This window comes from Paraburkholderia sp. BGA-UO-ETr-F12, from assembly GCF_059567945.1.
Genome location: NZ_JCAQOZ010000046.1, coordinates 351,642 through 377,129 on the forward strand (window position 1 = coordinate 351,642; position 25,488 = coordinate 377,129).

The following is a 25,488-nucleotide window of genomic DNA, read 5'->3' on the forward strand; positions in this document are numbered from 1 at the left end:
GATTGGCCACGACCGCAAGACCTCGCCCATACGTCAGCTAAATGCAATCGCTAATGGTTATCCGGTGGATGATTGCGGTCTTCATTGCCGCCGCGCGCCTCGCCGCCGCGCTCACCGGACGGACCGCCCGGGTGCATGGGAGCCTGTCCCTGGGGAGCGCCCATCATGTGTCCGGGCTGCTGCGCAGGCCCATGCGCGTACCCCGGCTGCGGCGGCGTCGGCCCATGCGCGTACCCCGGCTGGGGCTGGGGTTGCGGCTGCGGGGCTCCGTGCATGACCGGCCTCGGATTCACAACCGGACCGCCCGCCGCCGGCGGACCGCCATGCGGCGGCGGAGCGCCCCGCATCGGCGGCGGGTGATTCGCCCAGCGGTCCCGGTCGTGATACCAGGGCTGGCCGCGATAGTAATGATCCCAGTAAGTTCCGAACGAGAACGCCACGACCGGCAGTCCGATCTGCACGCCGTAAGTCATGACCGGCACCTCGCTCCCCTGGTACGGATAGTCGAGATATCCGCCGTAGACCCAACCACGCAGTCCGGGCGCTTCGACGTCGCACCAGCTGTAATCGGAGACGCAACCGTACACGGTGAGCTGAGCGCTCGGGGGCACTTGCGCCACCACCGGATAGTCCCCGGACGGACCCGCATAAACGTCCACAGGCTGATTCGTATACGCCAGCGATTGAGCGAATGCAACGCCGGACAGCGCCATCAGGCCGATGCCTCCCGCGACGATTCGAATGACGATTTTCTTTTGCACGATGCCTCCCTCGCAAAGAGTGGTCCATGCATGACGTGCTCTATTCGTCTCGTCGCGATAAGCGCGCCTCGGCAGCAGGTCCACCTTACTTGGACAAGACCGGGGGCGTTTGAATTGCACCCGTCGGTCTGCGCAATTACGGTTTGTCAGCGCTCTTACATTCAGCAATTTTCACGCTTCGTTGCTCGTTCACTAATCTGAGCGATATGAAGCTGCCGCAAGCGTTGAGCGTGGTAACGGTGACTTTGCCCAATGCCATGCTGAAGTAAAGCAGCGCGACAATCGCACCGCCCCGCACCGCCCGCGCTCAATCCACCGATATACGGTACCGCGAGACGCTCCCTATCACTCCCGTTCCATTCGTCCCCCTGCCGGCGCCGTCAGAAAATAAGTTTGACAAACTATCTTTAGATATATATCTTACGACACATCTTAAGACATAACCGGAGTACCCAAGATGCGTCATCACCCTCGTTTTTCCCGTTCGCGCGGCGCGGACGACGGTTTCTTCGCCGGACATGACCGCCCGTCGCTGCATGAGCTTTGGCACGCCTTCGCCCGCCGCTACGAGCGAGCCGGCGAGCGCGGCAGCGAGCGATATGAAGAAAGTTTCGAACGCCGTCACGGCAGCCGCGGCGCCTGGCATGAGTTCCACGGCGACGAACACGGCCACGGTCGTCACGGACACCATGGCGAGCGCAACGAGCGCCGCGACCGCGACGATCTCGGCGCCTCCCACTTCGGCCGCCATGGCTACGACCGCTTCTCGTTTCACGCAATGTGGCACGCGATCGGCCGGGGGCACGAACATCGTGGGGGTGGCCGTGGCGGACGCTTCGGCGGCGGCCCCGGAGGCTTCGGTGGCGACGGCGACGGTTTTCCGCGCGGCCGCAAATTCAGCTCCGAAGATCTCCAATTGCTGCTGCTCTCGATGATCGACGCCCAGCCTAGCCACGGCTACGAGTTGATCAAAGCGCTCGAAACGCGCTCGAACGGTTTCTATAGCCCGAGCCCCGGCATGGTCTACCCGGCGCTCACCTATCTGGAAGAACTCGGCTACGTCACCGTGCAACTCGAGGGCAACCGTAAGCGCTACGAACTATCGGAAACGGGCCGCGAATATCTGGCCGCCAATCGCGACCGCGTCGAGTTGATGCTCGCCAAACTGGCGCATATCGCCCGCAAGATGGATTCCGTGCGCCGCGCGTTCGCCGGCGAGGAGCCGGCCGACATCAGCGAAGGCGGCTGGTTGCCGGAACTGAGCCAGGCGCGCCGCGCGCTGAAGCATGCGCTCCTGCGCCGCGACAACGTGCCGGCCGACGAGCAACGCCGCATCGCCGCAATTCTGATGCGCGCGGTCAACGAAATCGAACGTGAAGCTGACGGCAATCCTGGCAACGACGCAACCAGCGGCGAACCGACCGTTTGAGACTACGCGATCTGCCACTCGCGCGCGAAGGCGCCCATGCCCACCTTCGCGCGCCAATCCAACCACGAGGAATGACACCCTTATGCTGACAAATGACAACCGCGCCGATCTGGCCGTCCATCGCGTACGGCATCCGCTGAAGTTCCGTCTGTTGCAGGTCAAAAAAGTCCACGCGCTGAATCCGCATCTGATTCGCGTCACGTTTACGGGCGAGGATCTGCACGACTTCGTCTCTGCTTCGTTCGACGATCACATCAAAGTGTTCTTTCCCGAACCCGGTGCCGACAAACCCGTGCTGCCGGAAGCCGGCCCCGACGGTCCGGTGTTTCCCACCGGCCAGCCGCGGCCGATCGCCCGGGATTTCACACCGCGCCGCTTCGACGCCGAGGCGCGCGAACTGGATATCGAGTTCGCCATGCACGAGGCCGGCCCGGCGGCAACATGGGCGGCGCAAGCCAAAGCGGGCCAGTATCTCGGCATTGGCGGCCCGCGCGGCTCGCTGGTGATTCCGACCGGGTTCGACTGGCATCTGCTGATCGGCGACGATACCGCGTTGCCCGCCATTGCCCGCCGGCTCGAAGAACTGCCGCCCGGCACCCGTGTCGCAGCGGTAATCGAAGTGGCCGACCCGTCAGCGCAGATCGAATTCACGACGCAAGCCGAACTGCATATGGTCTGGCGCCACCGCAGCGAATCGGCCTATCGCGGCGAGGCCTTGCTGCAGGCAGTACGTGAGATCTATTTGCCTGAAGACGGCGAAGGCTACGTATGGGCCGCGGGCGAATCCGCGACGATGCGTGCGGTGCGCTACCACCTGTGCACCGAGCGCGGTATCGACAAGTCGCGGATTCGCGCGGCCAGCTACTGGAAACAGGGCGCCGAAGCGGTACACGAATCGCTCGACGATTGACGGTCCACAGCGTGCGTGCAGCGGATGGCGTACGTCGGTCAAACCGGGTGAGCGATGTGAGCCACGTGAGCCATGTAAGCCGGGTGAACTGCGGGGCCGCGCGAAACTGGATCGCACGACAAGCGGCGTGCCCCGAACAACAAGACAAGGAATTGACCGATGTACTCCATTAGCACTAAGCACGAGCGCCGCTTACTGTGGCTGCTTGCGCTGACGCAGCTCACCATCATCATGGACTTCATGGTGATGATGCCGCTCGGCCCGCAGATCATGCACGCATTCAGCATCACACCCGCTGCGTTTGCAACGGCCGTGTCGGCGTATTCGTGGTGCTCAGGGCTTTCGGGCCTATTCGCGGCGACCTATATCGACCGCTTCGACCGGCGCCGGCTGTTGCTGACCGTCTATGCGCTCTTCGCGCTATCGAACCTGGCGTGTGCGTTGGCCACCAGCTTCCCTCTCCTGCTTGCTGCGCGCGCATTTGCCGGCATTACGGGCGGCGTGCTGGGTTCGGTGATCATGGCGATTGTCGGCGACGTGATTCCGGTGCAGCGCCGCGGCGCCGCAACCGGCACGATCATGACGGCCTTTTCATTGGCCGCGATCGCCGGCGTGCCGGCCGGCGTGATGTTAGGCGCGCATTTCAACTGGGCCGCGCCCTTCTATTTACTGGTAGTGCTGTCGCTGCTTGTGTGGGTTGCGGGCTCACAACTGGTGCCTTCGCTTACCGAGCATCTGAGTCGCCGTCAGCCGGCGCTTGGCGAGGTGCTGCCTGACTTGTGGCGGATCTTGAGCAACCCGCGCCATATGAATGCGTTTGCGCTGACCTTCATGATGATGGTCTCGCACATGCTGGTGATCCCTTTTATCTCACCGGTACTGGTTGCCAACCATGGGGTGGCGCCGGCGCAGTTGTCCTGGCTGTACATGGCGGGCGGCGCAGCAACATTCTTCACTTCGCGCCGCGTGGGCAAACTTGCTGACCGGTTCGGCACACGCCGCGTATTCCGGATAGCAGCGCTACTTTCGTTTCTACCCGTCCTGTTCGTCACGCATCTGCCGGATCTGCCGTTCTATGTCCTGGTCATGTTCTTCCCGTTTTTCATGGTGCTGATGTCCGCGCGCATGGTACCGATGCAGGCACTCCTGACCACCGTCCCCGAGTCAAGCCGCCGAGGCGCTTTTCTAAGCGCAAATAGCGCGCTACAGGCTCTGGGCACGGGATGCGGGGCATGGATCGGCGGTCTGATGCTAAGCAGTTCGCCGAGCGGGCAGATCGTGGGGTACGGAACGGTCGGCTGGGCAGCGGTCGCCGTCGCGCTGGTCGCGATATTCTGGATATCGCGAGTGCACGGGGCAGAAAGCTCATTGCCGCCAATCACGCCATTGGGAAGCAACGCAGTCGGCGAAGGTTAGAGAATCCGAGACAACAGGTAAGCCGGCGTCCATCCCGGAGCACCGCGTCGGCGCGCGCGGTGCAGCCGGAAGAATGAAGGCCTTGTTATCGGGGTGAAATGGCCGAGAACACAGAAAAAACTGCTAATCCGGCTCACCCACCAGAGCCCGCCGCGCGGCCTCTCCCTTCGCAGAAGACGCATAAAAAACCCGCGCCCTGCCAATAACGATCTTCAACATGGCAATCACCGGCACGGCGAGGAAAATCCCCGCCACACCACCCAGTTGATCCCCCGCCAGCAACCCGACAATCACGAGAAAAGGGCTCACCTCCACCCCTTCACTCATCAGATAGGGATTGAGCACATAGTCCTGAAACAGTCTGTACAGCGCAATAAAAATCACCAGCCAAAGCAAATGCGCATACCCGCTGAAAACGGCCACCACCAGCGTAATGGCCACCGCCGCCAGCGGCCCGGCGAACGGCACAAACTCCAGCAACCCTGCGCTAACGGCCAGCAAAAACGCATACGGCACACCCAGCAACGAAAAAACCACCCCGTAACAGATCAACGTCGCGAGCGACAGGAACAACAATGCCCGTACATACTTCGACAGGAGCACATTCAGATCCGTGACGATCTCGCCCCACAGCACGCGATGCCGGTCCGTCAGCAGATCAAGAAACGCATCACGCATCTGCGGGCCTTCCTTGATGAGCAGAAAGCTCAGAATAGGAATCAGCACGAGGTAAATCAGATTGCTCGCTGCATGCATCACGCCGAGACCGACACTGCGCGCCATCGGCACGGCCTTGTCGGAACCGGTCTCGATCTGCCCGCGCACGAAATCCACAATTCGCTCGCGCAGCGGCTCGAGAAAATGCGGCAACGGAAGACGGTTAGGCACGTCGGATTTCATCAGTTCGGGCAGTTGCGCGAACAGACGGGTGGCCTGATCCTGCAGTTGCACACCGAATAGCGAACCTGCCACCGCGATCACCGCGACCACCACCACGAACACCAGCGCAATCGAGGCAACCCGCGGCACGGGGCGCGGCCGGAAGCGGTCGACGAAATCGACCATCGGGTAGATCAGATAGCTGAAAAAAACCGCGAATACGACCACTAACAATGTGGACGACGCGGTATAGATAATGAACAGCAGCAGCGCAATCAGAAACGCAGTCCAGACTTTCCTGGCTGTGCAGACGTCGAATCCCAGCATTAACTTTCCTCGAACAGACGGCGAACCCGGCGCCTGAAAGCCGCCGGGAACATCGGACAACCAGGCGCCCGCCAAGGCTAAAGACGCGCGCTTCGCGACGCCATGCACCACGCGTCGCAAAGCGCCGTGATCCGGCTTACATCAGCTTGCCCAGCAGAAATCCGACGCCGAGCGCAATCAACAACGCACCGAGCGGATTGTTGCGTGCGGTCTCGGCGACCTGCTCGACGCTGTCGCCATACTTCGCCTGAGCCTTGCCGGCAAGCTGGCGGACCTTGCCCTCGGCCTGCAGGTCGACGTCGCCGGTCAGACCGCCGACCGCGTCCTGCACCTTGCCTGCCGCATCTTTCACGGTTCCTTCGATCTGATTTGAATTCATCATCGTTCTCCTTGAACAGAGTGAGCAAGCGTCGCCCGCCGCAGCGGGCGCTTTACGGTTGTTGCCGGATTACTTCTTCACGCGGTCACGGACCGCGTCCGCAGCTTCGCCGACTTTCGACTGCACCTTGCCGGCCAGTTTTTCGGCCGCGCCCTCGGCCTGGGTCGTCCGGTTGCCGGTGACTTTGCCAATCGCTTCCTTGACGGAGCCCTTGACCTGTTTCGCCGCACCTTCGACACGATTCTTATCCATGACGATTTTCCTTGAAAGGTTAGGTTGTGCACCAAAGACGTCGAGCACGTCGCGTCAGAAAAGCCTGAGCGCTTGCCCACGAACACTCGACGCAGGAACTCATTGTCCAGCTTCACCGCATCTGCCGACAGGCGCGAATGCACCGGATCGCCTGGTGCATTTGAACCGCACGCCCGCGCGCCTGAACCCGCGAGCCGATCTGCGCCGCTTCGTCCCGCAGCGGCCCGGACGCATCTGTGTAGCACGCTTCGTTCCCGGCCACCTCGCCTGCGAGTGAAGCGCAATGGAAATCCGCCTAAGCCGTCTTCGAACCCTTACGGCGTGGCGCTTTGGCGGCTTTGCCAGGCGCGAGCCCGAAGTGGCCACGGCTTTGCGCCCACACGATCGCCTCGCCCCGGCTATGTACATCCAGCTTCGCATAGATCGTGGCGACATGGTTGCGTACCGTGTTCGGCGCGAGCCCCAGCTCTCTGGCGATTTCCTTGTCCGCGAGACCCGCGCACAAACAGGAGAACACATCCCGCTCACGCGCGGTCAGGTCGGCGAGATGGCCGCCGGCGTCGGGCGCGTTCGCGCGCCGCACGTTGACCAGTTTTTCGATCAGCGTCTGGCTGAACCAGGAGGCGTCCTGCATGACGGTTTCAATCGCGGTGACCAGTTCCATTTCGGAACGCTTGCGCTCGGTGATGTCGAGCAAGGTCATCAGCACACAATCCTTGCCGTGAATGCTGACCGCTTCAGCCGACACGAGGCAGTTCAGCACGTCGCCCGCGTGATTGCTCACCTGGAATTCGACGTTGCGCAGGCTGCCCGACTCCTGCAACGCCGCGCTGATCCGCTCGCAGGCGTCGCCGTTCCACAGTCCGCTCCGGTCCAGCGGCTTGCCCAGCAGTTCTTCGGAGGAAAAGCCGGTGGTCGCGGTAAAGGCATCGTTGATATCGAGCGTCATGTAGTCGTCGGCGACGAACAGCGCGGTAGGCACCGGCGTCATCCGGAACGACTTGGCAAAGCGTTCCTCGCTCTGCCGCAGCGCGCTCTCGGCGCGTTTGCGCGGTTCGAGATCCATGAACGTGAACAACATGCACGCTTCTTCGCCAATGTCGATCGGCTGTCCCGCCACCACCACGAACTTGTTGCCGCCTTCCGGCAGGCGCAGCAGCGCCTCCATCTGCGGAATCGTCGCGCCTTCGCTGAGCCGTTCGATTGCCAGTTCGCGCTTCTCCGCGCCTTCGAACACATCGAGTTCGTACACGGAGCGGCCTATGACGTCTTCGCGCACATAGCCGGTCATCTCCAGAAAGCCCTGATTGACCTTGATGTAGCGCCGATCGCTGAGGCGGCAGATAACCGCCGGCGCGGGGTTGGCGTTGAAGGTCTTCTCGAAACGCTTCTCGGCGCTCGCCCATTCGCTTGCATCGTGCAGGATCAGCGCAAGGCAGTCGGGCTCGCCGCGGGCGTTGGTCAGCACGAGGCTGCGCACGCGGTGCACCCAGTTCACTTCATCGTCATGCGCGGGGAAAACCTCGACCACCACGTCGCTGAAACACTCGCCCGCCACCACCCGTTCGATCGGGTAGCCGCCTTCCGGCAGCGGGTGATTGTTGCGGTAACGCAGCCGGAAGCGCTCGCGGTATTCGGTGACGTCCGCGCCCAGTTGGGCGACTTCGGTGATGCCGTGCATCTGCAGCGCGGCCTGATTGGCCCAGACGATGGTCTGGTCCGGTTCGACGAGGATCACGCCCTCGGTCAACCCCGTAATGATCTGCTGCAACTGGCGACGGTCGGTCTGGGTGCGCAGTACCTTGTCGTCGGCTGGCGGCGGGGTGTCGTCCAAAGCGTCGGTCGACAGCGGTGGAGCGGGCGCGGCGGAGGGTGTTGCAGTCATTATTGTGGACGTGCGGGAAGCACGCGAGAGCCTGTCCAGACGCCAGAATCGCCCAAAACGCGCCGCGGCGCCAATGGTCAATGCACCAGGCTTACTGGTGCACTTGCACCAGGTGCAGCACGCAAGCAGCAAAAAGCGCCCGCCTTCGCCGCATGCTGCGTGGCAAGCGTGGCGGGTGCTGGTTACCGCAGGCGTTGGACTTCAGCCCTCTTCCGCTCCCAAGGCGGCCAACGGATGGCTCTCCCGCTTCCACGGCGAAGCCAGAAAATGCCTGACCCGTTCCGGCCTCACTTCCGCGAGTGTCGCGGGCGCCCAGCGGCTCTTGCGATCCTTGTCGATCAAGTGGGCCCGCACGCCTTCGCAGAAATCGCCTTCCTCGATCACCCGCTTGACGATGCCCAGTTCCATCCGGAAGCACTCCGCGAGGCTCATCTGCCGGCCGCGCAGCAATGCCTCGCGCGCGACATACAGCATCGTGGGCGAATGCCCGGCCATCGCGTCGTAGGTAGACTGCAGCCACTGCCTCACCTCGCGCGGCGGCTCGCGCTCCAGGTCTTGGCGCAGCGTCGCGACAATCCGCTCGACGCTCGAACGCCGGTCGAAGTGTTTCAGGATCAGTTGCGTAAACGGCCCCAATGCGGCGTGGGGAATGATATTGCAAGGCGGCTCGAACACGCCGCGCAACGCACCCAGCAGGTCCCCCGCGTGCGGCATGCGCTGCAGGCGCTCTTCGAAAGTCGCAAGCCAATCGGCCGGTACGCACAGATCCGCGAGTTGCAGGCGCAGCGCATCGGCGCCGGATAAGGTCGCACCGGTGAGCCCGACGTAAAGTTCGACTTCCGCCGGCATCACGCTCAGGAACCGCGTCGCGCCAACGTCGGGCAGGAAGCCGATGCGCGTTTCCGGCATCGCGACCTTGCTCCGCTCCGTGACAATGCGCAGCCGCGCCCCCTGACCGAGCCCCATGCCGCCGCCCATCGAAATACCGTCGAGCAAGGCGACCACCGGCTTCGGAAACCGGTGCAGCGCATAGTCGAGCCGGTATTCGTCGACGAAAAACGCCAGCCAGCGGCTATCGCCATTCTTCGCGAGCCGGTGCACCTCGCGCACGTCGCCGCCCGCGCAAAAACCTTTGGCGCCCGCGCCTTTCAGCACGAGGGCAACGATGCCGTCGTCGGTACGGCAATGTTCGACCAGTACGGCAAGCTCGCGCACCATTGCATGCGACAGCGCATTGAGCGCGGCAGGCCGGTTCAGCGTAATGATCGCCACACGGTTGACCACGCGAAACAGAATCTCGCGCTCCGCTTCCGCGCTCGTATCGGTGGCGACGCTCTGCAAAGCGCTCATCGACGGGGCTCCTGTTCGACGTTGGCACCCGGTTGGAGCTGCCCTGCGTGCTCAACCTGCGTCACCTGCCAGCGTGGCGCGCGTTTCTCGAGAAACGCATTGACGCCTTCACGCTGATCGGCGCCGTCGAACAGATCGACAAAGCGTTCCCGCTCCACCGCGAGCGCCGCCGCGCGCGGCACGCCGTTGCGGCCCTGATGAATCAGCGTCTTGCTGAAGCCGACCGCCTGCGGGCTCAAGGTCGCGACACGCGCGGCCATGCTCAGCGCGGCCTCGCGTGCAGCGCCCTTGTCCACTACTTCTTCGACGAGACCGATACGCAAGGCGGTCGCCGCATCCACCCGTTCGCCGGTCAGGATCATCCGCTTGGCCCAGCCTTCGCCGACCAGCCAGGGCAACGTCTGCGTGCCGCAGCCGCAGGGCAGCAGGCCCACCGCCGTTTCAGGCAGCGCCATCACCGCGTGTTGCTCGGCGATGCGGATATCGCAGGCCAGCGCGCATTCGAGCCCGCCGCCCATCGCATAACCGTTGATCGCCGCGATCACCACCGGCCGCGCGCTCTGCAAGGTTTCGAACGCCGTGCCGAAGCGCGTCGCCGCTGTGCGTGCGACCTCGCGATTGCCGTCGGCGAACGTGTTCAGATCGGCGCCCGCGCTGAAGAACTTGGGACCGTCGCCGCTTATCACGATGGCCCGCACGCGCGCTTCGCCGTTCAGACGTTCGACGGTCTGCTGCAACATCAGCAAGCCATCCGGCGTGAATGCGTTCGCGGGTGGCCGCTTGAGCGTCAGCAGCGCGACGGCGCCGTCGTGGGCATAGTCGAGTTCGATCATGACGCGTCCCTGCCCTTGCCGTCTTTGCTGTCGTCGCGGTAGAGCTTGATCACCGCGGAAAAGTCCAGCCGTCCCGCGCCCCTCGTGCTCATCGTCTGATAAAGCTGTTGCGCCAACGCGCCGAGATAGACCGGTTGACGCGCGAATTTCGCGGCGTCGGTGGCAAGCCCCAGGTCCTTGAGCATCAGATCGGTGCCGAAGCCGCCGGTATAACCGCGCGTGGACGGCGCGGTTTCGATCACGCCGGGCATCGGGTTATACGTGTCCGAACTCCAGCAGCGGCCCGTCGAGGTATTGATGATGCCGCCCAGCACTTTCGTGTCGATGCCGAGCGCCTCGCCCAGCGCCATCGCCTCGGCCACGCCGGCCATGGTGATGCCGAGCACGAGGTTGTTGCAGATCTTCGCGACCTGGCCGGTACCGGTGTCGCCGCAATGCACGATGTTCTTGCCCATCGCCGACAACACCGGCTTGACCTGCTCATACGCGCTCGCGCTGCCGCCCACCATGAAGGTCAGCGTGCCGGCCGCCGCGCCGCCGGTGCCGCCCGAAACGGGCGCATCGACGAAGGTGTTGCCGTGTTGCGCGGCCAGTTCGGCAAACGCCTTCACGCTGGCCGGGTCGATGGTGCTCGAATCGATGATCGGTACGCCTTTCGCGATTCCCGCGAGCACGCCGTCGTCCGCGGTCAGTACGCTGCGCACGTGCGCGGCCGCGGGCAGCATCGTGATCACGGATTCGACGTCGGTCACCGCCGCTTTCGGCGAAGCGGCCGCATTGGCGCCCGCCTCGACGAGCGCCTGCACCGCTTGCGCATTGAGGTCGAATACCTTGACCGTGTGGCCCGCCTTGAGCAGGTTGAGCGCCATCGGCGCGCCCATGTTGCCGAGTCCGATAAAGCCTATTTTCATGGTGTTGTCTCCACTGGACTGAATGGCTCAGCGCAAACTGATGGTCGTGTTGACGCCGTCGTTGACGGTGTCGTCGTCGAACCAGCGCGCGGTGACGGTTTTGGTCTGCGTGTAGAACTGCACGACCTGTTTGCCGTACGGCCCGAGGTCGCCGAGTTTCGAGCCGCGCGAGCCGGTAAAGCTGAAGAACGGCACCGGCACCGGAATCGGAATGTTGATACCGACCTGGCCGATATCGATCTCGCTCTGGAATTTGCGCGCCGCCGCGCCGCTTTGCGTGAAGAGACCCACGCCGTTGCCGAACGGATTGCGGTTGACGAGCGCGATCGCGTCGTCGAGCGTCGCGGCATTCAGCACCACCAGCACCGGGCCGAAAATTTCCTGGCGGTAGATCTCCATGTCGGTGGTGACGTCGGTGAAGACGGTCGGGCCGATAAAGTTGCCTTGCTCATAGCCGGGCACCTTCACGTCGCGGCCGTCAAGCGCGAGCGTCGCGCCCTCTTTCACGCCCTGTTCGATCAGGCCGAGAATGCGCTGCTTCGCAGTGCGCGAAACCACCGGGCCGATGTCGGTATTCGGCTCGCTACCCGCGTTGACCTTCAGCGTCTTCGCCTTCGCGACGAGATCGGGCAGCCATTGCTGCGCCGCGCCGACCAGCACGACCACCGAAGTCGCCATGCAACGCTGTCCCGCCGCGCCAAACCCGGCGCCCGCCAGCGCGTTCAAGGTCTGCTCGCGATTCGCATCGGGCAGCACCACCGCGTGGTTCTTCGCGCCCATCATCGATTGCACGCGCTTGCCGTGTTCGCTGCCAAGGCGATAGACATGCGTGCCCACCGCCGTCGAACCGACGAAGGAAATCGCTTTCACCAGATCGTGCGTGCAGAGCGCGTCGACCACGTCCTTGCCGCCGTGCACCACATTCAGCACGCCCTTCGGCACGCCGGCTTCAAGCGCCAATTCGACCAGTTGCATCGTCGACAACGGATCCTGCTCGGAAGGCTTCAGCACGAATGTATTGCCGCAGACGATCGCCATTGGGAACATCCACAACGGGATCATCGCGGGGAAATTGAACGGCGTGATGCCGGCGCATACACCGATCGGCTGGCGCAACGTGTAGGTGTCCACGCCGCCTGCGACGTTCTCGGCGAATTCGCCCTGCTGCAAGGTGCCGATCGAGCAGGCATGCTCGACCACTTCAAGCCCGCGGAAAATATCGCCTTCCGCGTCGGGAATCGTCTTGCCCTGCTCGGCGCTCAAGGTCTTCGCGATACGCGGCGAATGCTCGCGAATCAGCGCCTGAAACTTCAGCATGATGCGCATGCGCGCGCCGACCGGCGTGTCCTTCCACGTCTTGAACGCAGTGTGCGCCGACTGGATCGCCTCGTTCACTTCATTCGCGGTGGCGAACGGCACGCGGGCGAGCACCTCCTGGGTGGCCGGATTGACGATGTCGCGCCACTCGGTGGTTTTGGATTCGACGAACTCGCCATTGATCAGCAGCTTGACGGTGGGGACCTGGTTCGAAGCAATTGTGTTCATGCTGGAACTCCTGTGCAGTGGCCATATCGGTGGCCGTATCGGTGACCATGGACGGCCCTATGAGGGCCAACCGGTGACTGGAAACAACGAATCAACGCAGATCCGGGAAGTCCTCTTCCCAGTACTCGCCGGGCAGGCGCGCGGGCTCGGTTTCGCGCTCCATTTCGCGGCGCCGCAATTCGACGCGGCGGATCTTGCCGGAGATGGTTTTCGGTAGCTCGCTGAATTGCAAACGGCGAATCCGCTTGTACGGCGCAAGCTTTTCGCGTGAGAACGCGAACACCGCGCGCGCGAGTTCGGGGCCGGCTTCATAGCCCTGCCGCACGGTGACGAACGCTTTAGGCACAGACAGGCGCAGCGCGTCGGCACTCGGCACCACGGCGGCTTCGCCGATCGCCTCGTGTTCGATCAGCACGCTTTCGAGTTCGAACGGGCTGAGCCGGTAGTCGGACGATTTGAAGACGTCATCGGCGCGGCCGACGTACACGTAGTAACCGTCATCGCGGCGCAGCGCGACGTCGGACGTATGGTAGAAACCGTTGCGCATGGCTTGCGCGGTGGCGTTGGCGTTGTTCGCATAACCGGTCATCAAACCGAGCGGACGTTCGGCCAGCGGCAACGAGATTTCGCCTTCGGTGACGGGCTGATCGTCGGCATCGAGGAGCTCGATCCGGTAGCCCGGGAGCGGTCGGCCCATCGATCCCGCCACCACCGGTTGGCCGGGCGGGTTGCCGATCTGGCAGGTGGTTTCGGTCTGGCCGAAACCGTCGCGAATCGTGATTCCCCACGCATGCCTGACGCGCTCGATGATCTCCGGATTCAGCGGCTCGCCCGCGCCGACGATCTCGCGCAGCTTCACCGGATAGTCGGTGAGATGTTCCTGCACCAGCATGCGCCAGACCGTGGGCGGCGCGCACAGCGTGGTGACGTTGAAACGCACCAGTACGTCGAGCGTATCTTTCGGCACGAAGCGCGGAAAGTTGTAGACGAACACGCAGGCCTGCGCATTCCACGGCGCGTAGAAGCAACTCCACGCGTGCTTGGCCCAGCCCGGCGAGCTGATGTTCCAGTGGATATCGTTCGGCTGCAGACCGATCCAGTACATCGTCGACAGATGGCCGATCGGGTAACTCTGGTGGGTGTGCTCGACGAGCTTCGGTTTGGAGGTGGTGCCCGACGTGAAGTACAGCAGCAATGGATCGGTGGAGCGCGTGACGCCCTCCGGCGTGAATTGCGGCGATGCATCATAAGCGGCGGCGATGTCGATCCAGCCGTCGCGCGGTGTGCCGACCGAGATGCGGGTCAGCGGCACGTCGAGCGCATCGAACTTGGCGAGCTCCGCGCTATCGACCACCACGAACTGCGCGCCGCCGATCTGCACGCGGTCGCGCACGTCGTCGGCGGAAAGCTGGGTCGTGGCGGGCAATACGATCGCGCCGAGCTTCATGGCCGCAAGCATCACGTCCCACAGTTCGACGCGGTTCGGCAGCATCAGCAACAGGCGGTCGCCGCGCCCCACGCCGAGACCGCGCAGGAAGTTCGCCATGCGCGACGAGCGTTCCGACATCTGCGCGAAGGAGAGCCGCAAGCCGTCACTGGCCAGATCGTCGACGATCCATAGCGCCGGGTTGTCGTTGTCTCGCGCGATCACGTCGAAGTAGTCGAGCGCCCAGTTGAACTCGCCTGGCGCCGGCCATGCGAATTCGCGGTAGGCGCGGTCGTAGTCGGTGCGATGGCGCAATAACAGGTCACGCGCTTCGAGAAAACCCTTCGCTACAGTCATCGTCGTCTCCATTGTCGGCCGGCGTGAGCGCTTTGGCGCCTCGTCCGATCCCATGCTGATGGCGCGCTATGCGCTCTGCTTTTAGCTTCTGCTTTTTTTGTCCTGCTTTTTGCCGTGCTTTTTGCCCTGCTTCCAGGCTATTTTGCGCTCAAACACCGTTTGCTTCGCGTTTAAACCTGGCGCGCAATGACCATCCGCTGCACTTCACTGGTTCCTTCGTAAATCTGCGTGATGCGGGCGTCGCGATAGTGGCGTTCCACGGCGTAATCCTCGAGATAGCCATAGCCGCCATGAATCTGGATCGCCTTCGAGCACACATCCTCGGCGATTTCCGACGCGAACAGCTTGGCCTGCGAGGCCTCCGACAAACACGGCAAACCTTCCGTGCGCAGCCGCGCCGCATGGTGCACGAGCAGACGCGCGGCGTTCAGGCGCGTGGTCATGTCGGCGAGCATGCTGGCGATAGTCTGGTGGTCCTTGAGCGCCTTGCCGAACTGGACACGTTCGCTCGCATAGCGGCGCGCGGCATCGAACGCGGCACGCGCGATGCCGACCGCCTGCGCCGCGATACCGATACGGCCGCCCTCGAGATTCGACAGCGCAATGCGCAGGCCTTCGCCCGGTTCGCCGAGCAGATTGGCCTCGGGAACCGCGCAATCCTCAAGCGAGATGGGACAGGTGTCCGAGGCGCGAATCCCTAGCTTGTGTTCGGGTTTGCCGACGTTGAAGCCCGGCGTATCGGTCGGCACGATGAAGGCCGACAGGCCACGCTTGCCGCGTTCAGGATCGGTGACGGCAAACACGATCGCCACATTGGCGCGCGAGCCGTTGGTCACGAACTGCTTGTTGCCGTTGAGCACCCATTTGCCGTCGCTGTGCACGGCACGGGTGCGCAGATTGTTCGCCTCGGAGCCGGCTTGCGGCTCAGTCAGGCAGAACGCGCCGATGGCGCGCCCGGTGGCCAGGTCCTTCAGATAGCGGTTCTTTTGCGCGTCGGTGCCGAAGTTCAGGATCGGCCCGCAGCCGACCGAGTTGTGCACGCTCATCAGCGTGGCACAGGAGGCGCAGCCCGCGGCAATCTCTTCGATTGCGAGCGCGTAAGCCACGTAGTCGGTATAGGAGCCGCCCCACTCGGACGGCACGATCATGCCGAGGAAACCCAGCTCGCCCATTTGTGCGACCACGTCTGCCGGCAGTAACGCATCCCGATCCCATTGGGCGGCGTGCGGCGCGAGGCGCTCAGTGGCGAAGTCGCGCGCGGCGTCGCGGATCATCCGCTGCTCTTCGGTATAGAAGCTATCCATGGCTCAATCCTGTTATATGCATCGAGTCGCGGCGGCGAGGCTGGCTCGCCGGGTGTCTCCGGGCAATGCGTCCCGCGGTCGATTCAGATCAAGTGTAGGCAAGCCGCTGGACAGGTTCGATGCTCAGCCCGATCATTCTGTTTGAGCGCATTTGCCATGCCTGTATCATGAAAGGCCGGATCAGGCCGACTTTTCAGGGGATTCGCACTTCATTCCAAGGAAAATGTTGAGCGCGTTTGCCAGACAGCCATGAGAAACATGAAGAACTTCAAGAATGACAGAGGCACGATTTCCGTCAGCCTGGTCGAAGAGGCTCTGGCGTTGGCACGGGCGCGCGGTTTCGATGCGCTGCCGCTCGCCGAAGCCGCCGGCATTGCGGCCACCATGCTGGCGTCGCCGAAAAGCCGGGTTTCGGCGGCGCAGTACGGCGCGTTATGGGCCGGCATCGCCCGCGCGCTGGACGACGAATTCTTCGGTCAGGATTCGCACCGCATGAAGAGCGGCAGTTTCATCGCGATGACGCAGATGGCGTTGAGCGCACGTAACGGCGCGCAGGCGCTCAAGCGGGCGGTCGGCTTCATGCAGCTCGTGCTGGACGACCTTGGCGCACGGATCGAGACGGACGCGCAGCGCGTGCGGCTGCGCTATGTCGAACGCGAAGGCGCGAAGCCGCCCGCCATGTTCGCTTACGCGACCTACTTCATCCTCGTCTACGGCCTGTTGTGCTGGCTGGTCGGACGCCGCATTCCGCTTATCGAAGCGCGTTTTCGCTGCGCCGAGCCGCCTGCCGCGCACGAGTACCGTCTGATGTTCTGCGACGACATGGCGTTCGATCAGGCCGAGTCGTACGTCGACCTCTCGACGGCGTTTCTCGACCTCCCGGTGATCCAGACCAGCAAATCGGCAAAGCCCTTTCTGCGCGATGCGCCCGGCAGCTTCATCGTCAAATACCGTAATCCCGGCTCGCTTACCGCGCGGGTGCGCAAAATGCTGCGCGCGCTGCCGATGGCCAGCTGGCCCGCCGCCGACCAGATGGCGCTGCGCCTGAATGTCGCCGAAGCGACGATGCGGCGCCATCTGAAGCAGGAAGGCTATACGTATCAGTCGATCAAGGACGACTTGCGGCGCGACATCGCAATCGGCGAGTTGCAGGACAGCGGGCGCACGATTGCCGACATCGCCACCGCCGTGGGTTTTGCCGAACCGAGCGCGTTTCATCGCGCGTTTCGCAAGTGGACCGGCATGCGGCCAGGCGACTACCGGCCGGCGCATGCGGATTTCACGCGCCGCACGGAATCGGACTAAGCTGTAAGGAGCAGGCCAGCCTTCCTGAGGTAGCGGCCCGCGCCGTCGATACCCGTCGGCATGGCGCGGCAGCCGTCAGCGATGAGCACGTATCCACGTCTCCCGTTCCGGCAGTCTGGTCCGCGCGCCGCGCTTATCCGTGGCGGCGTCGCGGGCCGGTTGATGCGCGGCATGACCGCGTTCGGCGTCCTGTTGGCGCTCGGCTTCGCGTTGTGCGAAAACGCACCGCCGGCCTCGGCTGCCCAGGCCAGCATCGCGCCTGATAGCGTGGTCGTGATTCCGGTGAATGGCGCAATCAGTCCGGCCAGTGCCGACTTCATTGTGCGCAGCCTGCAGCGCGCCGCCGACCAGCGCGCGCAACTCGCCGTACTGCAACTGGATACCCCCGGCGGGCTGGATACGTCGATGCGGCAGATCATCAAGGCGATTCTCGCTTCGCCAGTGCCTGTCGCCACCTTCATCGCCCCGAGTGGCGCGCGCGCCGCGAGCGCGGGCACCTATATCGTCTACGCCAGCCATATTGCCGCGATGGCGCCTGGCACCAACCTCGGCGCGGCGACGCCGATCCAGATGGGCATCGGCGGGGCGGAACCGCCGGCGGGCGGCGGTATGCCGGGTCTGCCCGGCGCCGGCGCACCCAAAAACGAACCCGGCGCCGCTGCGTCAGCCGGCCCGGCCAACGCCGCCAGCGCAGCCACGCCGGCCAGCGCCGCCCTGCCGCTCGACACCCAATCCACCGAGTTGCGCAAACAGGTCCACGACGCGGCTGCCTACATCCGCGGTCTTGCCCAGTTGCGCGGCCGCAACGCCGTCTGGGCCGAACGCGCCGTGCGCGAGGCCGTCAGCCTGTCGGCCGGCGAGGCGCTCGCACAGCACGTGGTCGATCTGAATGCGCGCGACATTGCGGACCTGCTACGCCAGGTGAACGGCCGCACGATCAGCACGAGCCGCGGCGACGTCAGGCTGAACACTGCAAATGCGCCGGTCGTCGCGCTCGAAGCCGACTGGCGCAGCCAGTTCCTTGCGGTCATCACCGATCCGAATGTCGCGCTGGTGCTGCTGATGATCGGCATGTACGGGCTGTTCTTCGAGTTCGCCAATCCCGGCTTCCTGCTGCCGGGCGTGGTCGGCGCCATCAGTCTGCTGATGGGACTGTTCGCGATGCAGATGCTGCCGATCAACTACGTCGGGCTCGGCCTGATCTTTCTCGGCATTGCCTTCCTGATCGGCGAGGCGTTTCTGCCGACCTTCGGCTCGCTCGGCTTCGGCGGGGTGATCGCGTTCGTGATCGGTGCGCTGATGCTGATCGATACCGACGTGCCCGGCTACGGCATTCCGCTGCCGCTGATCGCGGCGGTGGTGGTGTTCAGCGTCGCGTTTGTGTTCGGTGTGTCGAGGCTCGCGTTGCGGGCACGACGCCGGCCCGTGGTGACCGGCTCCGAAGGGCTGATCGGCAGTCTCGGCGTCATGCTCGACGCGGGTCCGCTGCCTGGGGGCGTAACTGAAGACGTAACCGCAAACGCAGACGCAAGCGCAGCCGCAAGCGCAAGTGCGAATGCAGCGGGAATCGCCACGACCAACGCCACCACGGGCGGCACGCTGGCCGGCTGGGCGCAGGTACAAGGTGAGCGCTGGCGGGTGTCCAGCACGGCCCCGGTCGCAGCCGGTCAAGCGGTGCGCGTCACGGCACGGCGCGGACTGACGCTGACCGTGGTGCCCGCGGAAGTACAACAACAAGGAGAACACACATGATCGGTTTCACATTTGGCTTCAGCAGCATTCTGATTCTGCTGGTGGCGGTACTGATTGCATCGTCGATACGGATTTTTCGCGAGTACGAGCGCGGCGTGGTGTTCATGCTCGGACGCTTCTGGAAGGTCAAAGGGCCGGGGCTCGTGCTGATCGTCCCGATCGTGCAGCAGGCGGTGCGGATGGATTTGCGTACCGTCGTGTTCGACGTGCCGCCGCAAGATGTCATCACGCGTGACAACGTGTCGGTGAAGGTCAATGCGGTGGTGTATTTCCGCGTCGTCGATCCGGAGAAGGCAGTGATTCAGGTCGCGCGCTATTTCGAGGCGACCAGCCAGTTATCGCAGACTACGCTGCGCGCGGTGCTCGGCAAGCACGAACTCGACGATTTGCTGGCGGCGCGCGAGCAATTGAACGCCGACATCCAGAAGGTACTCGATGCCCAGACCGATGCGTGGGGTATCAAGGTATCGATCGTCGAGATCAAACATGTGGACATCAACGAAACGATGATCCGCGCGATTGCGCGTCAGGCCGAAGCGGAACGCGAACGCCGCGCCAAGGTGATTCATGCGGAAGGCGAACTGCAGGCCTCGCAGCATCTGCTGGAGGCGGCGCAGACGCTCTCACGGCAACCACAGGCCATGCAGTTGCGTTATCTGCAAACCCTTACGACGATTGCCGCCGACAAGAATTCGACGATCGTCTTTCCACTGCCGATCGATCTGCTGAGCGCGGTGCTGGACCGCTTCAGCAAGCCTTCGCCTCCCTGAGACGAGCGGCACGCGGCGTCAATCGGGGCCGCTTTGAAGCGCCGGATGAAACGGTGCATTACGTTCAACCGGCTTAATCGAAAAGCTTACGAAAATTAAAATGCGGGGATTGTTTTTAACCGCTCCATAGGAGCCAATCATGAAAATCGTTTCTTTAGTTGGACTCGGCGCGCTATTGGCCGCCGTTGGCATGAGCACCGCGTTTGCGCAAACTTCACGGCCTTACGACCCGTCGGCGCCGCTCACGCGTGCCCAGGTGAAAGCCGATCTGGCCGACTGGCGCGCCGCCGGTTACGATCCGCTCGACTGGATCGACTATCCGGACAACGCGCAGCGCGCCGGCCGCATTGTCGCCGCGCGTCGCGCGCAGCGGCAAGGCGCAAGCATGACCCAGTAACCGGTCTCACCCCAGCCTTCGAACGGCAAGCCGGCCGCCCGCGACTGCAACGGTTGCGGGCGATGCCGGCGCAGTGTTCCTTACCGCTGCGCAGACAATGCATCTGGCGCGTCTGTAAGGCATGCCTCTGCCGTCGCCCTCCTCGCAAAACCTCCCTCCCCGCCGCAACGCCGCAACGCCGCAAGCCTGTTTGCCACTCCGCGCCGCGCCACGCCGCGCGCCGACAAGGTATCATCACGCCCCTTCAGTGCAGCCTGCCGTCACGCAATCTGGGCGGCGCCGCCAATCATGACTACAATCCGCCGGTAGGCCTGGCTGCGTGGCGCATCAGCGATCAGATCCGTGTCGGACGGTGCGGTCGCCATGCTCGTGGCCTGCTCATCTGCTGCGCATAGCCCGTATCAACCACAAGAAACGCTTTTTGAACAACGAGAGACCCGCCACATGGACTCCATAAAACGATACTTTGGCTTCGACGCCGCCGGCACGGACCTGCGCACCGAAGTGCTCGCAGGGCTGACAACCTTCCTGACGATGGCCTACATCATCTTCGTCAACCCGGCGATTCTCGGCGACGCCGGCATGCCGAAGGACGCCGTTTTCGTCGCGACTTGCATCGTGGCCGCGCTGGCCTCGCTGATCATGGGCCTCTACGCGAACTACCCCATCGCGCTCGCACCCGGCATGGGCCTGAACGCGTACTTCGCGTACACCGTCGTTAAAGGCATGGGGTTCACCTGGCAAGCCGCGCTCGGCGCGGTGTTCATCTCCGGCTGCCTGTTCCTGATCGTCACGCTGTTTCGCGTGCGTGAAGTGATCGTCAACGGCATTCCACATTCGATACGGATTGCCATCACCGGCGGTATCGGCCTGTTTCTCGCGATCATTTCGCTGAAAACGGCGGGCGTGGTGGTCGGCAATCCGGCCACCCTCGTCACGCTCGGCGATCTGCACAACCCGCATGTGATCCTCGCGGTGATCGGCTTCTTCGCGATCGTCACACTCGACTTTCTGCGGGTGCGCGGCGCGATCCTGATCGGCATTGTCGGCGTGACGGTGTTGAGCTTTTTCTTCGGCGGCAACCAGTTCCACGGCATCGTCTCCGCGCCGCCGTCCATTTCGCCGACACTGTTCCAGCTCGACATTCGCGGCGCGCTCTCCACCGGCGTGCTGAACGTGATCCTGGTGTTCTTCCTCGTCGAACTGTTTGATGCGACCGGCACCCTGATGGGCGTGGCCAATCGTGCCGGACTGCTGGTGGAAGGCAAGATGTTCCGGCTGAACCGCGCCCTGCTCGCCGACAGCACGGCGATTCTGGCCGGCTCGATGCTGGGCACGTCGTCGACCACCGCGTATATCGAAAGCGCGTCGGGCGTACAGGCCGGCGGCCGCACCGGTGTGACGGCGATCACCGTCGCCGTGCTGTTCCTCGCGGCGCTGTTTTTCGCACCGCTCGCGGCCGTCGTGCCCGGCTACGCGACGGCGCCGGCCCTGCTGTACGTGTCGTGCCTGATGCTGCGCGAAATGCTCGACTTGCCGTGGGACGACGCCACCGAAGTCGTGCCGGCCGCGCTCACCGCGCTACTGATGCCGTTCACCTATTCGATCGCCAATGGTGTCGCGTTCGGTTTCATCTCGTATGCCGGCCTGAAACTGCTGACCGGGCAAGCACGCAAAGTGAAGCTGGTGGTGTGGATCATCGCGGCGATTTTCCTGTTCCGCTATTTCTACCTCGGCAGCGAATAAACACGACGGCTTCTGGCACGCAAGCCGGGAACCGGTTCGGGACAAAACAAAACAAGACGCGGCATGGCATGGCAGCGCTCAATGCGTAATGCCATGCCGCTCCCGGCTGAGAGCACGGCGATAGCGCCACGGTGTTTGGCCACGGTTCGGTCTGGATCAATAATCGTTTCCCTGAAGGCGTCCGTTCAGCTCTGGCACCCTTTATCATCCGATGATTGATAAAAACCAACGATCTGGTCACAGGAGTTCCCTGCATGTCCTACCACCGCGCCTCGGGCCGTTATACGACGCCCGCGATCTTCTTTCATTGGGCGATTTTTCTGCTGGTCGCGCTCGCCTATCTGGCAATCGAAATTCGTGGGCCAAAAGGGTCGGACAGCCGGGCTTTCTGGAGCAGCGTGCATCTTTGGGCCGGCACCCTGGTGCTGACGTTAGCGGTCCTGCGCCTGCTGTGGCGGCTTTGGGCCGGCGCACCCACGGAACTCACCGGCAACCGGCTGCTCGCGTTTCTGGCGCGCGCCGCGCATCTCGCCCTATATGCTTTTATCTTCGCGCAGCCGCTGGTCGGCATCCTGATGATCAATGCCGGCGGGCATCCGGTCACGCTCGCCTGGATCAACGTCAACTACACGCTGATCGGCGCGGATCCGGTCGCCAAGCCATTGCTCAAGACCGCGCATGTGTGGCTCGGCAACGCGTTCTATTGGGTGATCGGATTACACGCGCTGGCGGCGATTGCACACCATGTCGTGTTCAAGGACCAGACGCTGCGGCGAATGGTTTAAGCCGGCGCCGGGTCTTTGGCGCACGCGCTCAGTTGCGCCAGTTCGCTTCATAGAAGCGCACGTAACCGCTTCTCAGCACCAGACATTGCGCCCGTGTTTCCGACAGCAGACGTCTCGTCGCTGCTTCGATCCGGGCCCGGTGCGCGTCGAATGCGCCGACCATGTCTTCCAGACGCGGCGAGGCGGCGCCAAAGTGGTCTTCCAGCGCCTCGGCCGTGATCATGCATTCCACCCTTTGCCCATCGACCATTGCCGGAAACGCCAAGGTAAGTTCGCGACCTGAATATTCAGGGGTTTCGTTCGGGAAGAGGATCTGCATGGGATTCACCTGAAAGGTTGGGTGCTGCGCATGAATCGGTCGGTACTGCGCACGCTGGTTGAGTCTGGTCGCACTTGCAGCGCTTTTTCCCCCTGGTCGGATGCCGGTAGTGCGGGTCCGTCACCTCGCGGTTGCGAGCGCGCCGTACTTCGCGCCTCGCGGAGGTGATTGGATTCACTGTAGACGAGTTCGGGCGCTGCGCAAGTTTTCCTTTTTGTTTGCTTGATTTTGGTGCCTGACGTGCTGTTTTGAGGCACCGCCCCGGTCGTGCGAACGGATCTTTTCCTGCTGCGGCGGTTACGCTCCGGTCCCGTTTCGTCCTGTAATATCGGTGTTCAGCCGCAAGCACGCATCCACCCCGTATGCTGCACTGCGCAACGCAATGGCGGGCAACGCACCTGCCGGGTCCGATAACCGGAGACATGCTTTGACTCATCCTGCTGCCACGCCGCCCGCCGTCGGTCGTCCAGATGTCATCGCGCAGGCTCACGCCCGCTCGCTCGAAGTCGGCTTGCGGGCGTCGGAAACGCCGGACTTTCAGCCGCTGCGCCGCGTCGCGCTGCGTGAGCTTGTCGAGCGCAATCAGTCGCTCTATACGCACGCGCTCCCCGTCATGGAGACCTTGCACGCGCAGATTGTCGACACGCAAAGCATGGTGCTGCTTACCGACAATCACGGCGTGATTCTCCACAGTCTCGGCGACAGCGACTTCATCGAAAAAGCCAATCGCGTCGCGCTGTGCCCGGGCGTGTCATGGGCCGAAGCGGATCGCGGCACGAACGCGATCGGCACCGCGCTCGTCGACGGGCAGCCCACTGTCGTGCACGCCGGCGAGCATTTCCTGCACGCGAACCGGATCCTGACCTGTTCATGCGCGCCGATCGCCGATCCGTTCGGGCGCACCATCGGCGCGCTCGATGTCAGCGGCGACACGCGCGGCTTCCACAAGCACACGCTGGCGCTCGTGCGGATGTCGGCGCAGATGATCGAAAATCACCTGTTCTCCAATCAGTTCGCCGACGCGATTCGTGTCCACTTTCACGCACGCGCCGAATTCATCGGTACGCTGTACGAAGGACTAGCCGCCTTTGCCCCAGACGGCGTGTTCCTGTCCGCGAATCGCAGCGCGCTGTTTCAATTCGGCCAGCCACTCGCCGAGCTGCAAAGACAGCGCTTCGATGCGCTGTTCGGTACCGCGTTCGCCCGGCTGCTGCAACAGATCGCGCGCGCGCCCGGCGAAAGCGTCGAGTTGACCTTGCCAAGCGGCGTGCGGGTGGTCGCACGCGGTGAATTTGCCGCGCCACGCTATGTGGCTTCGGCGGAAGCCCTGCCTGACGCGGCGCGTGCGTCCGCGTCCAATGGCGCGCGCGCGACGGGTCGTCCGTGCGAAGCAACGCCACCCACACCGCCCGCGACACTCGAAACGCTCGATACCGGCGACCCACACGTCTCCGCCATCCTGCGACGAGTCGCCAAGCTGCGTGGCCGCGACATTCCGATTCTCGTGCTCGGCAAAACCGGCACCGGCAAGGAATGGCTCGCCCGCGCGATCCATCACGATTCGCCGCGGCGCTCCGCGCCGTTCGTTGCGTTGAATTGCGCATCCTTGCCCGATACGTTGATCGAAGCAGAATTGTTCGGCTATGAGGACGGCGCGTTCACTGGCGCAAAGAAACGCGGCAGCGTCGGCAAGATCGTGCAGGCCGACGGCGGCACGCTTTTTCTCGACGAAATCGGCGATATGCCGCTCGCCCAGCAAGTGCGCCTGATGCGCGTCCTGCAGGAGCGCACCGTCGTGCCGCTCGGTGGCACGCGGGCGATTCCGGTCGATCTGCGCATCGTCTGCGCAACCCACCGCAATCTGCGCGAGATGATTGAAGCCGGCACCTTCCGCGAAGACCTGTATTACCGGATCAACGGCCTCGTCGTCACCCTCCCGGCGCTGAGCGAGCGCAGCGATCTGGCAGTGCTCGTCGAGCGCATGCTGGCCTTGCAAGCGGATGGCGAGCGTTTGCCGCGGCGTGTATCCGATGAGGTTCTGGAACGGTTTGCGCAATGCCGCTGGCCCGGCAATCTGCGGCAACTGGCTAACGTGCTGCGCACCGCAAGCATCATGGCCGAAGGCGCGGAGCAGATCGAACTGGAAGATTTGCCGGAGGATTTTCTGCAGGATTGCAGGGATTCGATGGCCGCCGCCCAGCCGTTGGAGGCACACTCGACCCACTCAGGCAATGCTAACGGGGGTGATGGGCGTGAACGACAGGCCGCACCCGTGCATGCATCACCCGCCCGGATGGAAGACTGGCAGGCCACCTTGATCGCGCAAACGCTCGAGCGGCTGGACGGCAATGTGTCGGCTGCCGCGCGCGAGCTGGGACTGGCGCGAAATACGGTGTATCGGTATCTGCGGCGCGGAAACACGACGCATTGACCCGGCGACGCTGAGGCAT

Annotated in this window: 22 protein-coding genes; 10 read left to right on the top strand and 12 right to left on the bottom strand. The window is 63.6% G+C overall.

Annotated features, from left to right (window positions below; genetic code table 11):
• Positions 1-50: 50 nt before the first annotated feature.
• On the bottom strand, positions 51-761 hold the full coding sequence (locus AC57B6_RS20785) for an SH3 domain-containing protein (RefSeq protein ID WP_496422016.1): 711 nt from the start codon (positions 759-761) through the stop codon (positions 51-53).
• A 457-nt stretch (positions 762-1,218) separates the two neighbouring features.
• Between AC57B6_RS20785 and AC57B6_RS20790 the strand changes: the two genes are divergently transcribed.
• The 3 genes from AC57B6_RS20790 to AC57B6_RS20800 all read left to right on the top strand — a co-directional run bounded on the left by AC57B6_RS20790 (position 1,219) and on the right by AC57B6_RS20800 (position 4,516).
• Positions 1,219-2,190, top strand: a complete 972-nt coding sequence (locus AC57B6_RS20790; protein WP_046572859.1) for a PadR family transcriptional regulator — start codon at positions 1,219-1,221, stop codon at positions 2,188-2,190.
• A gap of 82 nt (positions 2,191-2,272) precedes the next feature.
• Positions 2,273-3,100, top strand: coding sequence for an SIP domain-containing protein (locus tag AC57B6_RS20795; protein WP_491564593.1), 828 nt, complete (start codon positions 2,273-2,275; stop codon positions 3,098-3,100).
• Between the two features lie 159 nt (positions 3,101-3,259).
• The gene (locus tag AC57B6_RS20800; protein WP_496422017.1) at positions 3,260-4,516 is read left to right on the top strand and encodes an MFS transporter; all 1,257 of its coding nucleotides are present in this window, start codon (positions 3,260-3,262) and stop codon (positions 4,514-4,516) included.
• Positions 4,517-4,639: 123 nt separating this feature from the next.
• Here the strand turns inward: AC57B6_RS20800 and AC57B6_RS20805 are convergent, their stop codons facing one another.
• The 10 genes from AC57B6_RS20805 to AC57B6_RS20850 form a co-directional block, all read right to left on the bottom strand.
• The gene (locus tag AC57B6_RS20805; protein WP_106357209.1) at positions 4,640-5,722 is read right to left on the bottom strand and encodes an AI-2E family transporter; all 1,083 of its coding nucleotides are present in this window, start codon (positions 5,720-5,722) and stop codon (positions 4,640-4,642) included.
• A 136-nt stretch (positions 5,723-5,858) separates the two neighbouring features.
• Positions 5,859-6,104, bottom strand: a complete 246-nt coding sequence (locus AC57B6_RS20810; protein ID WP_235430058.1) for a CsbD family protein — start codon at positions 6,102-6,104, stop codon at positions 5,859-5,861.
• Between the two features lie 66 nt (positions 6,105-6,170).
• On the bottom strand, positions 6,171-6,353 hold the full coding sequence (locus AC57B6_RS20815; RefSeq protein ID WP_028194685.1) for a CsbD family protein: 183 nt from the start codon (positions 6,351-6,353) through the stop codon (positions 6,171-6,173).
• A gap of 295 nt (positions 6,354-6,648) precedes the next feature.
• Positions 6,649-8,238, bottom strand: coding sequence for a PAS domain S-box protein (locus AC57B6_RS20820; protein ID WP_496422018.1), 1,590 nt, complete (start codon positions 8,236-8,238; stop codon positions 6,649-6,651).
• Between the two features lie 201 nt (positions 8,239-8,439).
• Positions 8,440-9,588: an enoyl-CoA hydratase/isomerase family protein gene (locus AC57B6_RS20825; RefSeq protein WP_496422019.1), complete on the bottom strand. Its 1,149-nt coding sequence runs from the start codon at positions 9,586-9,588 to the stop codon at positions 8,440-8,442.
• On the bottom strand, positions 9,585-10,421 hold the full coding sequence (locus AC57B6_RS20830; RefSeq protein ID WP_496422020.1) for an enoyl-CoA hydratase: 837 nt from the start codon (positions 10,419-10,421) through the stop codon (positions 9,585-9,587). Before AC57B6_RS20830 ends, AC57B6_RS20825 begins: the two co-directional genes overlap by 4 nt.
• Entirely contained in the window at positions 10,418-11,332 is a 915-nt protein-coding gene (gene mmsB, locus AC57B6_RS20835; protein ID WP_496422021.1) for a 3-hydroxyisobutyrate dehydrogenase, read from the bottom strand. The genes AC57B6_RS20830 and mmsB overlap by 4 nt, the downstream gene beginning before the upstream one ends.
• A gap of 27 nt (positions 11,333-11,359) precedes the next feature.
• On the bottom strand, positions 11,360-12,877 hold the full coding sequence (locus tag AC57B6_RS20840) for a CoA-acylating methylmalonate-semialdehyde dehydrogenase (RefSeq protein ID WP_028194689.1): 1,518 nt from the start codon (positions 12,875-12,877) through the stop codon (positions 11,360-11,362).
• A gap of 91 nt (positions 12,878-12,968) precedes the next feature.
• Complete coding sequence (locus AC57B6_RS20845; protein ID WP_183799333.1) at positions 12,969-14,660, bottom strand: AMP-binding protein; 1,692 nt, start codon at positions 14,658-14,660, stop codon at positions 12,969-12,971.
• A gap of 170 nt (positions 14,661-14,830) precedes the next feature.
• Positions 14,831-15,964 carry an acyl-CoA dehydrogenase family protein gene (locus tag AC57B6_RS20850; RefSeq protein WP_144194899.1) on the bottom strand — a complete coding sequence of 378 codons (1,134 nt, stop codon included), beginning with the start codon at positions 15,962-15,964 and terminating at the stop codon, positions 14,831-14,833.
• A 258-nt stretch (positions 15,965-16,222) separates the two neighbouring features.
• Here AC57B6_RS20850 and AC57B6_RS20855 point away from each other — a divergent pair, with 258 nt between their 5' ends.
• The 6 genes from AC57B6_RS20855 to AC57B6_RS20880 all read left to right on the top strand — a co-directional run bounded on the left by AC57B6_RS20855 (position 16,223) and on the right by AC57B6_RS20880 (position 22,719).
• On the top strand, positions 16,223-17,269 hold the full coding sequence (locus AC57B6_RS20855) for an AraC family transcriptional regulator (protein WP_028194692.1): 1,047 nt from the start codon (positions 16,223-16,225) through the stop codon (positions 17,267-17,269).
• A gap of 81 nt (positions 17,270-17,350) precedes the next feature.
• Complete coding sequence (locus AC57B6_RS20860; RefSeq protein ID WP_496422022.1) at positions 17,351-19,021, top strand: NfeD family protein; 1,671 nt, start codon at positions 17,351-17,353, stop codon at positions 19,019-19,021.
• On the top strand, positions 19,018-19,791 hold the full coding sequence (locus AC57B6_RS20865) for a slipin family protein (protein WP_028194694.1): 774 nt from the start codon (positions 19,018-19,020) through the stop codon (positions 19,789-19,791). Before AC57B6_RS20860 ends, AC57B6_RS20865 begins: the two co-directional genes overlap by 4 nt.
• A 139-nt stretch (positions 19,792-19,930) precedes the next feature.
• Positions 19,931-20,188, top strand: coding sequence for a DUF4148 domain-containing protein (locus AC57B6_RS20870; RefSeq protein ID WP_030100411.1), 258 nt, complete (start codon positions 19,931-19,933; stop codon positions 20,186-20,188).
• 444 nt (positions 20,189-20,632) lie between these two features.
• On the top strand, positions 20,633-21,934 hold the full coding sequence (locus tag AC57B6_RS20875; protein WP_028194696.1) for an NCS2 family permease: 1,302 nt from the start codon (positions 20,633-20,635) through the stop codon (positions 21,932-21,934).
• A 254-nt stretch (positions 21,935-22,188) separates the two neighbouring features.
• Positions 22,189-22,719 carry a cytochrome b gene (locus AC57B6_RS20880; protein ID WP_496422023.1) on the top strand — a complete coding sequence of 177 codons (531 nt, stop codon included), beginning with the start codon at positions 22,189-22,191 and terminating at the stop codon, positions 22,717-22,719.
• A gap of 28 nt (positions 22,720-22,747) precedes the next feature.
• Here the strand turns inward: AC57B6_RS20880 and AC57B6_RS20885 are convergent, their stop codons facing one another.
• Positions 22,748-23,038 (bottom strand): DUF1488 family protein, encoded by a 291-nt coding sequence (locus tag AC57B6_RS20885; protein ID WP_028194698.1) that lies wholly within the window; start codon positions 23,036-23,038, stop codon positions 22,748-22,750.
• A 427-nt stretch (positions 23,039-23,465) separates the two neighbouring features.
• On the opposite strand from AC57B6_RS20885, the gene AC57B6_RS20890 reads away from it, so the two are divergent.
• The gene (locus AC57B6_RS20890) at positions 23,466-25,469 is read left to right on the top strand and encodes a sigma-54-dependent Fis family transcriptional regulator (RefSeq protein WP_496422024.1); all 2,004 of its coding nucleotides are present in this window, start codon (positions 23,466-23,468) and stop codon (positions 25,467-25,469) included.
• The last annotated feature ends 19 nt before the right edge of the window (positions 25,470-25,488 follow it).

Bases quoted from the DNA above. Each gene is read 5' to 3' on its own strand.
- AC57B6_RS20855 (WP_028194692.1), top strand. From the start codon at position 16,223: ATGAAGAACTTCAAGAATGACAGAGGCACGATTTCCGTCAGCCTGGTC.
- AC57B6_RS20880 (WP_496422023.1), top strand. From the start codon at position 22,189: ATGTCCTACCACCGCGCCTCGGGCCGTTATACGACGCCCGCGATCTTC.
- AC57B6_RS20790 (WP_046572859.1), top strand. From the start codon at position 1,219: ATGCGTCATCACCCTCGTTTTTCCCGTTCGCGCGGCGCGGACGACGGT.
- AC57B6_RS20860 (WP_496422022.1), top strand. From the start codon at position 17,351: ATGAGCACGTATCCACGTCTCCCGTTCCGGCAGTCTGGTCCGCGCGCC.
- AC57B6_RS20795 (WP_491564593.1), top strand. From the start codon at position 2,273: ATGCTGACAAATGACAACCGCGCCGATCTGGCCGTCCATCGCGTACGG.
- AC57B6_RS20875 (WP_028194696.1), top strand. From the start codon at position 20,633: ATGGACTCCATAAAACGATACTTTGGCTTCGACGCCGCCGGCACGGAC.
- AC57B6_RS20885 (WP_028194698.1), bottom strand. From the start codon at position 23,038: ATGCAGATCCTCTTCCCGAACGAAACCCCTGAATATTCAGGTCGCGAA.
- AC57B6_RS20845 (WP_183799333.1), bottom strand. From the start codon at position 14,660: ATGACTGTAGCGAAGGGTTTTCTCGAAGCGCGTGACCTGTTATTGCGC.
- AC57B6_RS20800 (WP_496422017.1), top strand. From the start codon at position 3,260: ATGTACTCCATTAGCACTAAGCACGAGCGCCGCTTACTGTGGCTGCTT.
- AC57B6_RS20865 (WP_028194694.1), top strand. From the start codon at position 19,018: ATGATCGGTTTCACATTTGGCTTCAGCAGCATTCTGATTCTGCTGGTG.
- mmsB (WP_496422021.1), bottom strand. From the start codon at position 11,332: ATGAAAATAGGCTTTATCGGACTCGGCAACATGGGCGCGCCGATGGCG.
- AC57B6_RS20810 (WP_235430058.1), bottom strand. From the start codon at position 6,104: ATGATGAATTCAAATCAGATCGAAGGAACCGTGAAAGATGCGGCAGGC.
- AC57B6_RS20850 (WP_144194899.1), bottom strand. From the start codon at position 15,964: ATGGATAGCTTCTATACCGAAGAGCAGCGGATGATCCGCGACGCCGCG.
- AC57B6_RS20840 (WP_028194689.1), bottom strand. From the start codon at position 12,877: ATGAACACAATTGCTTCGAACCAGGTCCCCACCGTCAAGCTGCTGATC.
- AC57B6_RS20870 (WP_030100411.1), top strand. From the start codon at position 19,931: ATGAAAATCGTTTCTTTAGTTGGACTCGGCGCGCTATTGGCCGCCGTT.
- AC57B6_RS20825 (WP_496422019.1), bottom strand. From the start codon at position 9,588: ATGAGCGCTTTGCAGAGCGTCGCCACCGATACGAGCGCGGAAGCGGAG.
- AC57B6_RS20815 (WP_028194685.1), bottom strand. From the start codon at position 6,353: ATGGATAAGAATCGTGTCGAAGGTGCGGCGAAACAGGTCAAGGGCTCC.
- AC57B6_RS20820 (WP_496422018.1), bottom strand. From the start codon at position 8,238: ATGACTGCAACACCCTCCGCCGCGCCCGCTCCACCGCTGTCGACCGAC.
- AC57B6_RS20805 (WP_106357209.1), bottom strand. From the start codon at position 5,722: ATGCTGGGATTCGACGTCTGCACAGCCAGGAAAGTCTGGACTGCGTTT.
- AC57B6_RS20830 (WP_496422020.1), bottom strand. From the start codon at position 10,421: ATGATCGAACTCGACTATGCCCACGACGGCGCCGTCGCGCTGCTGACG.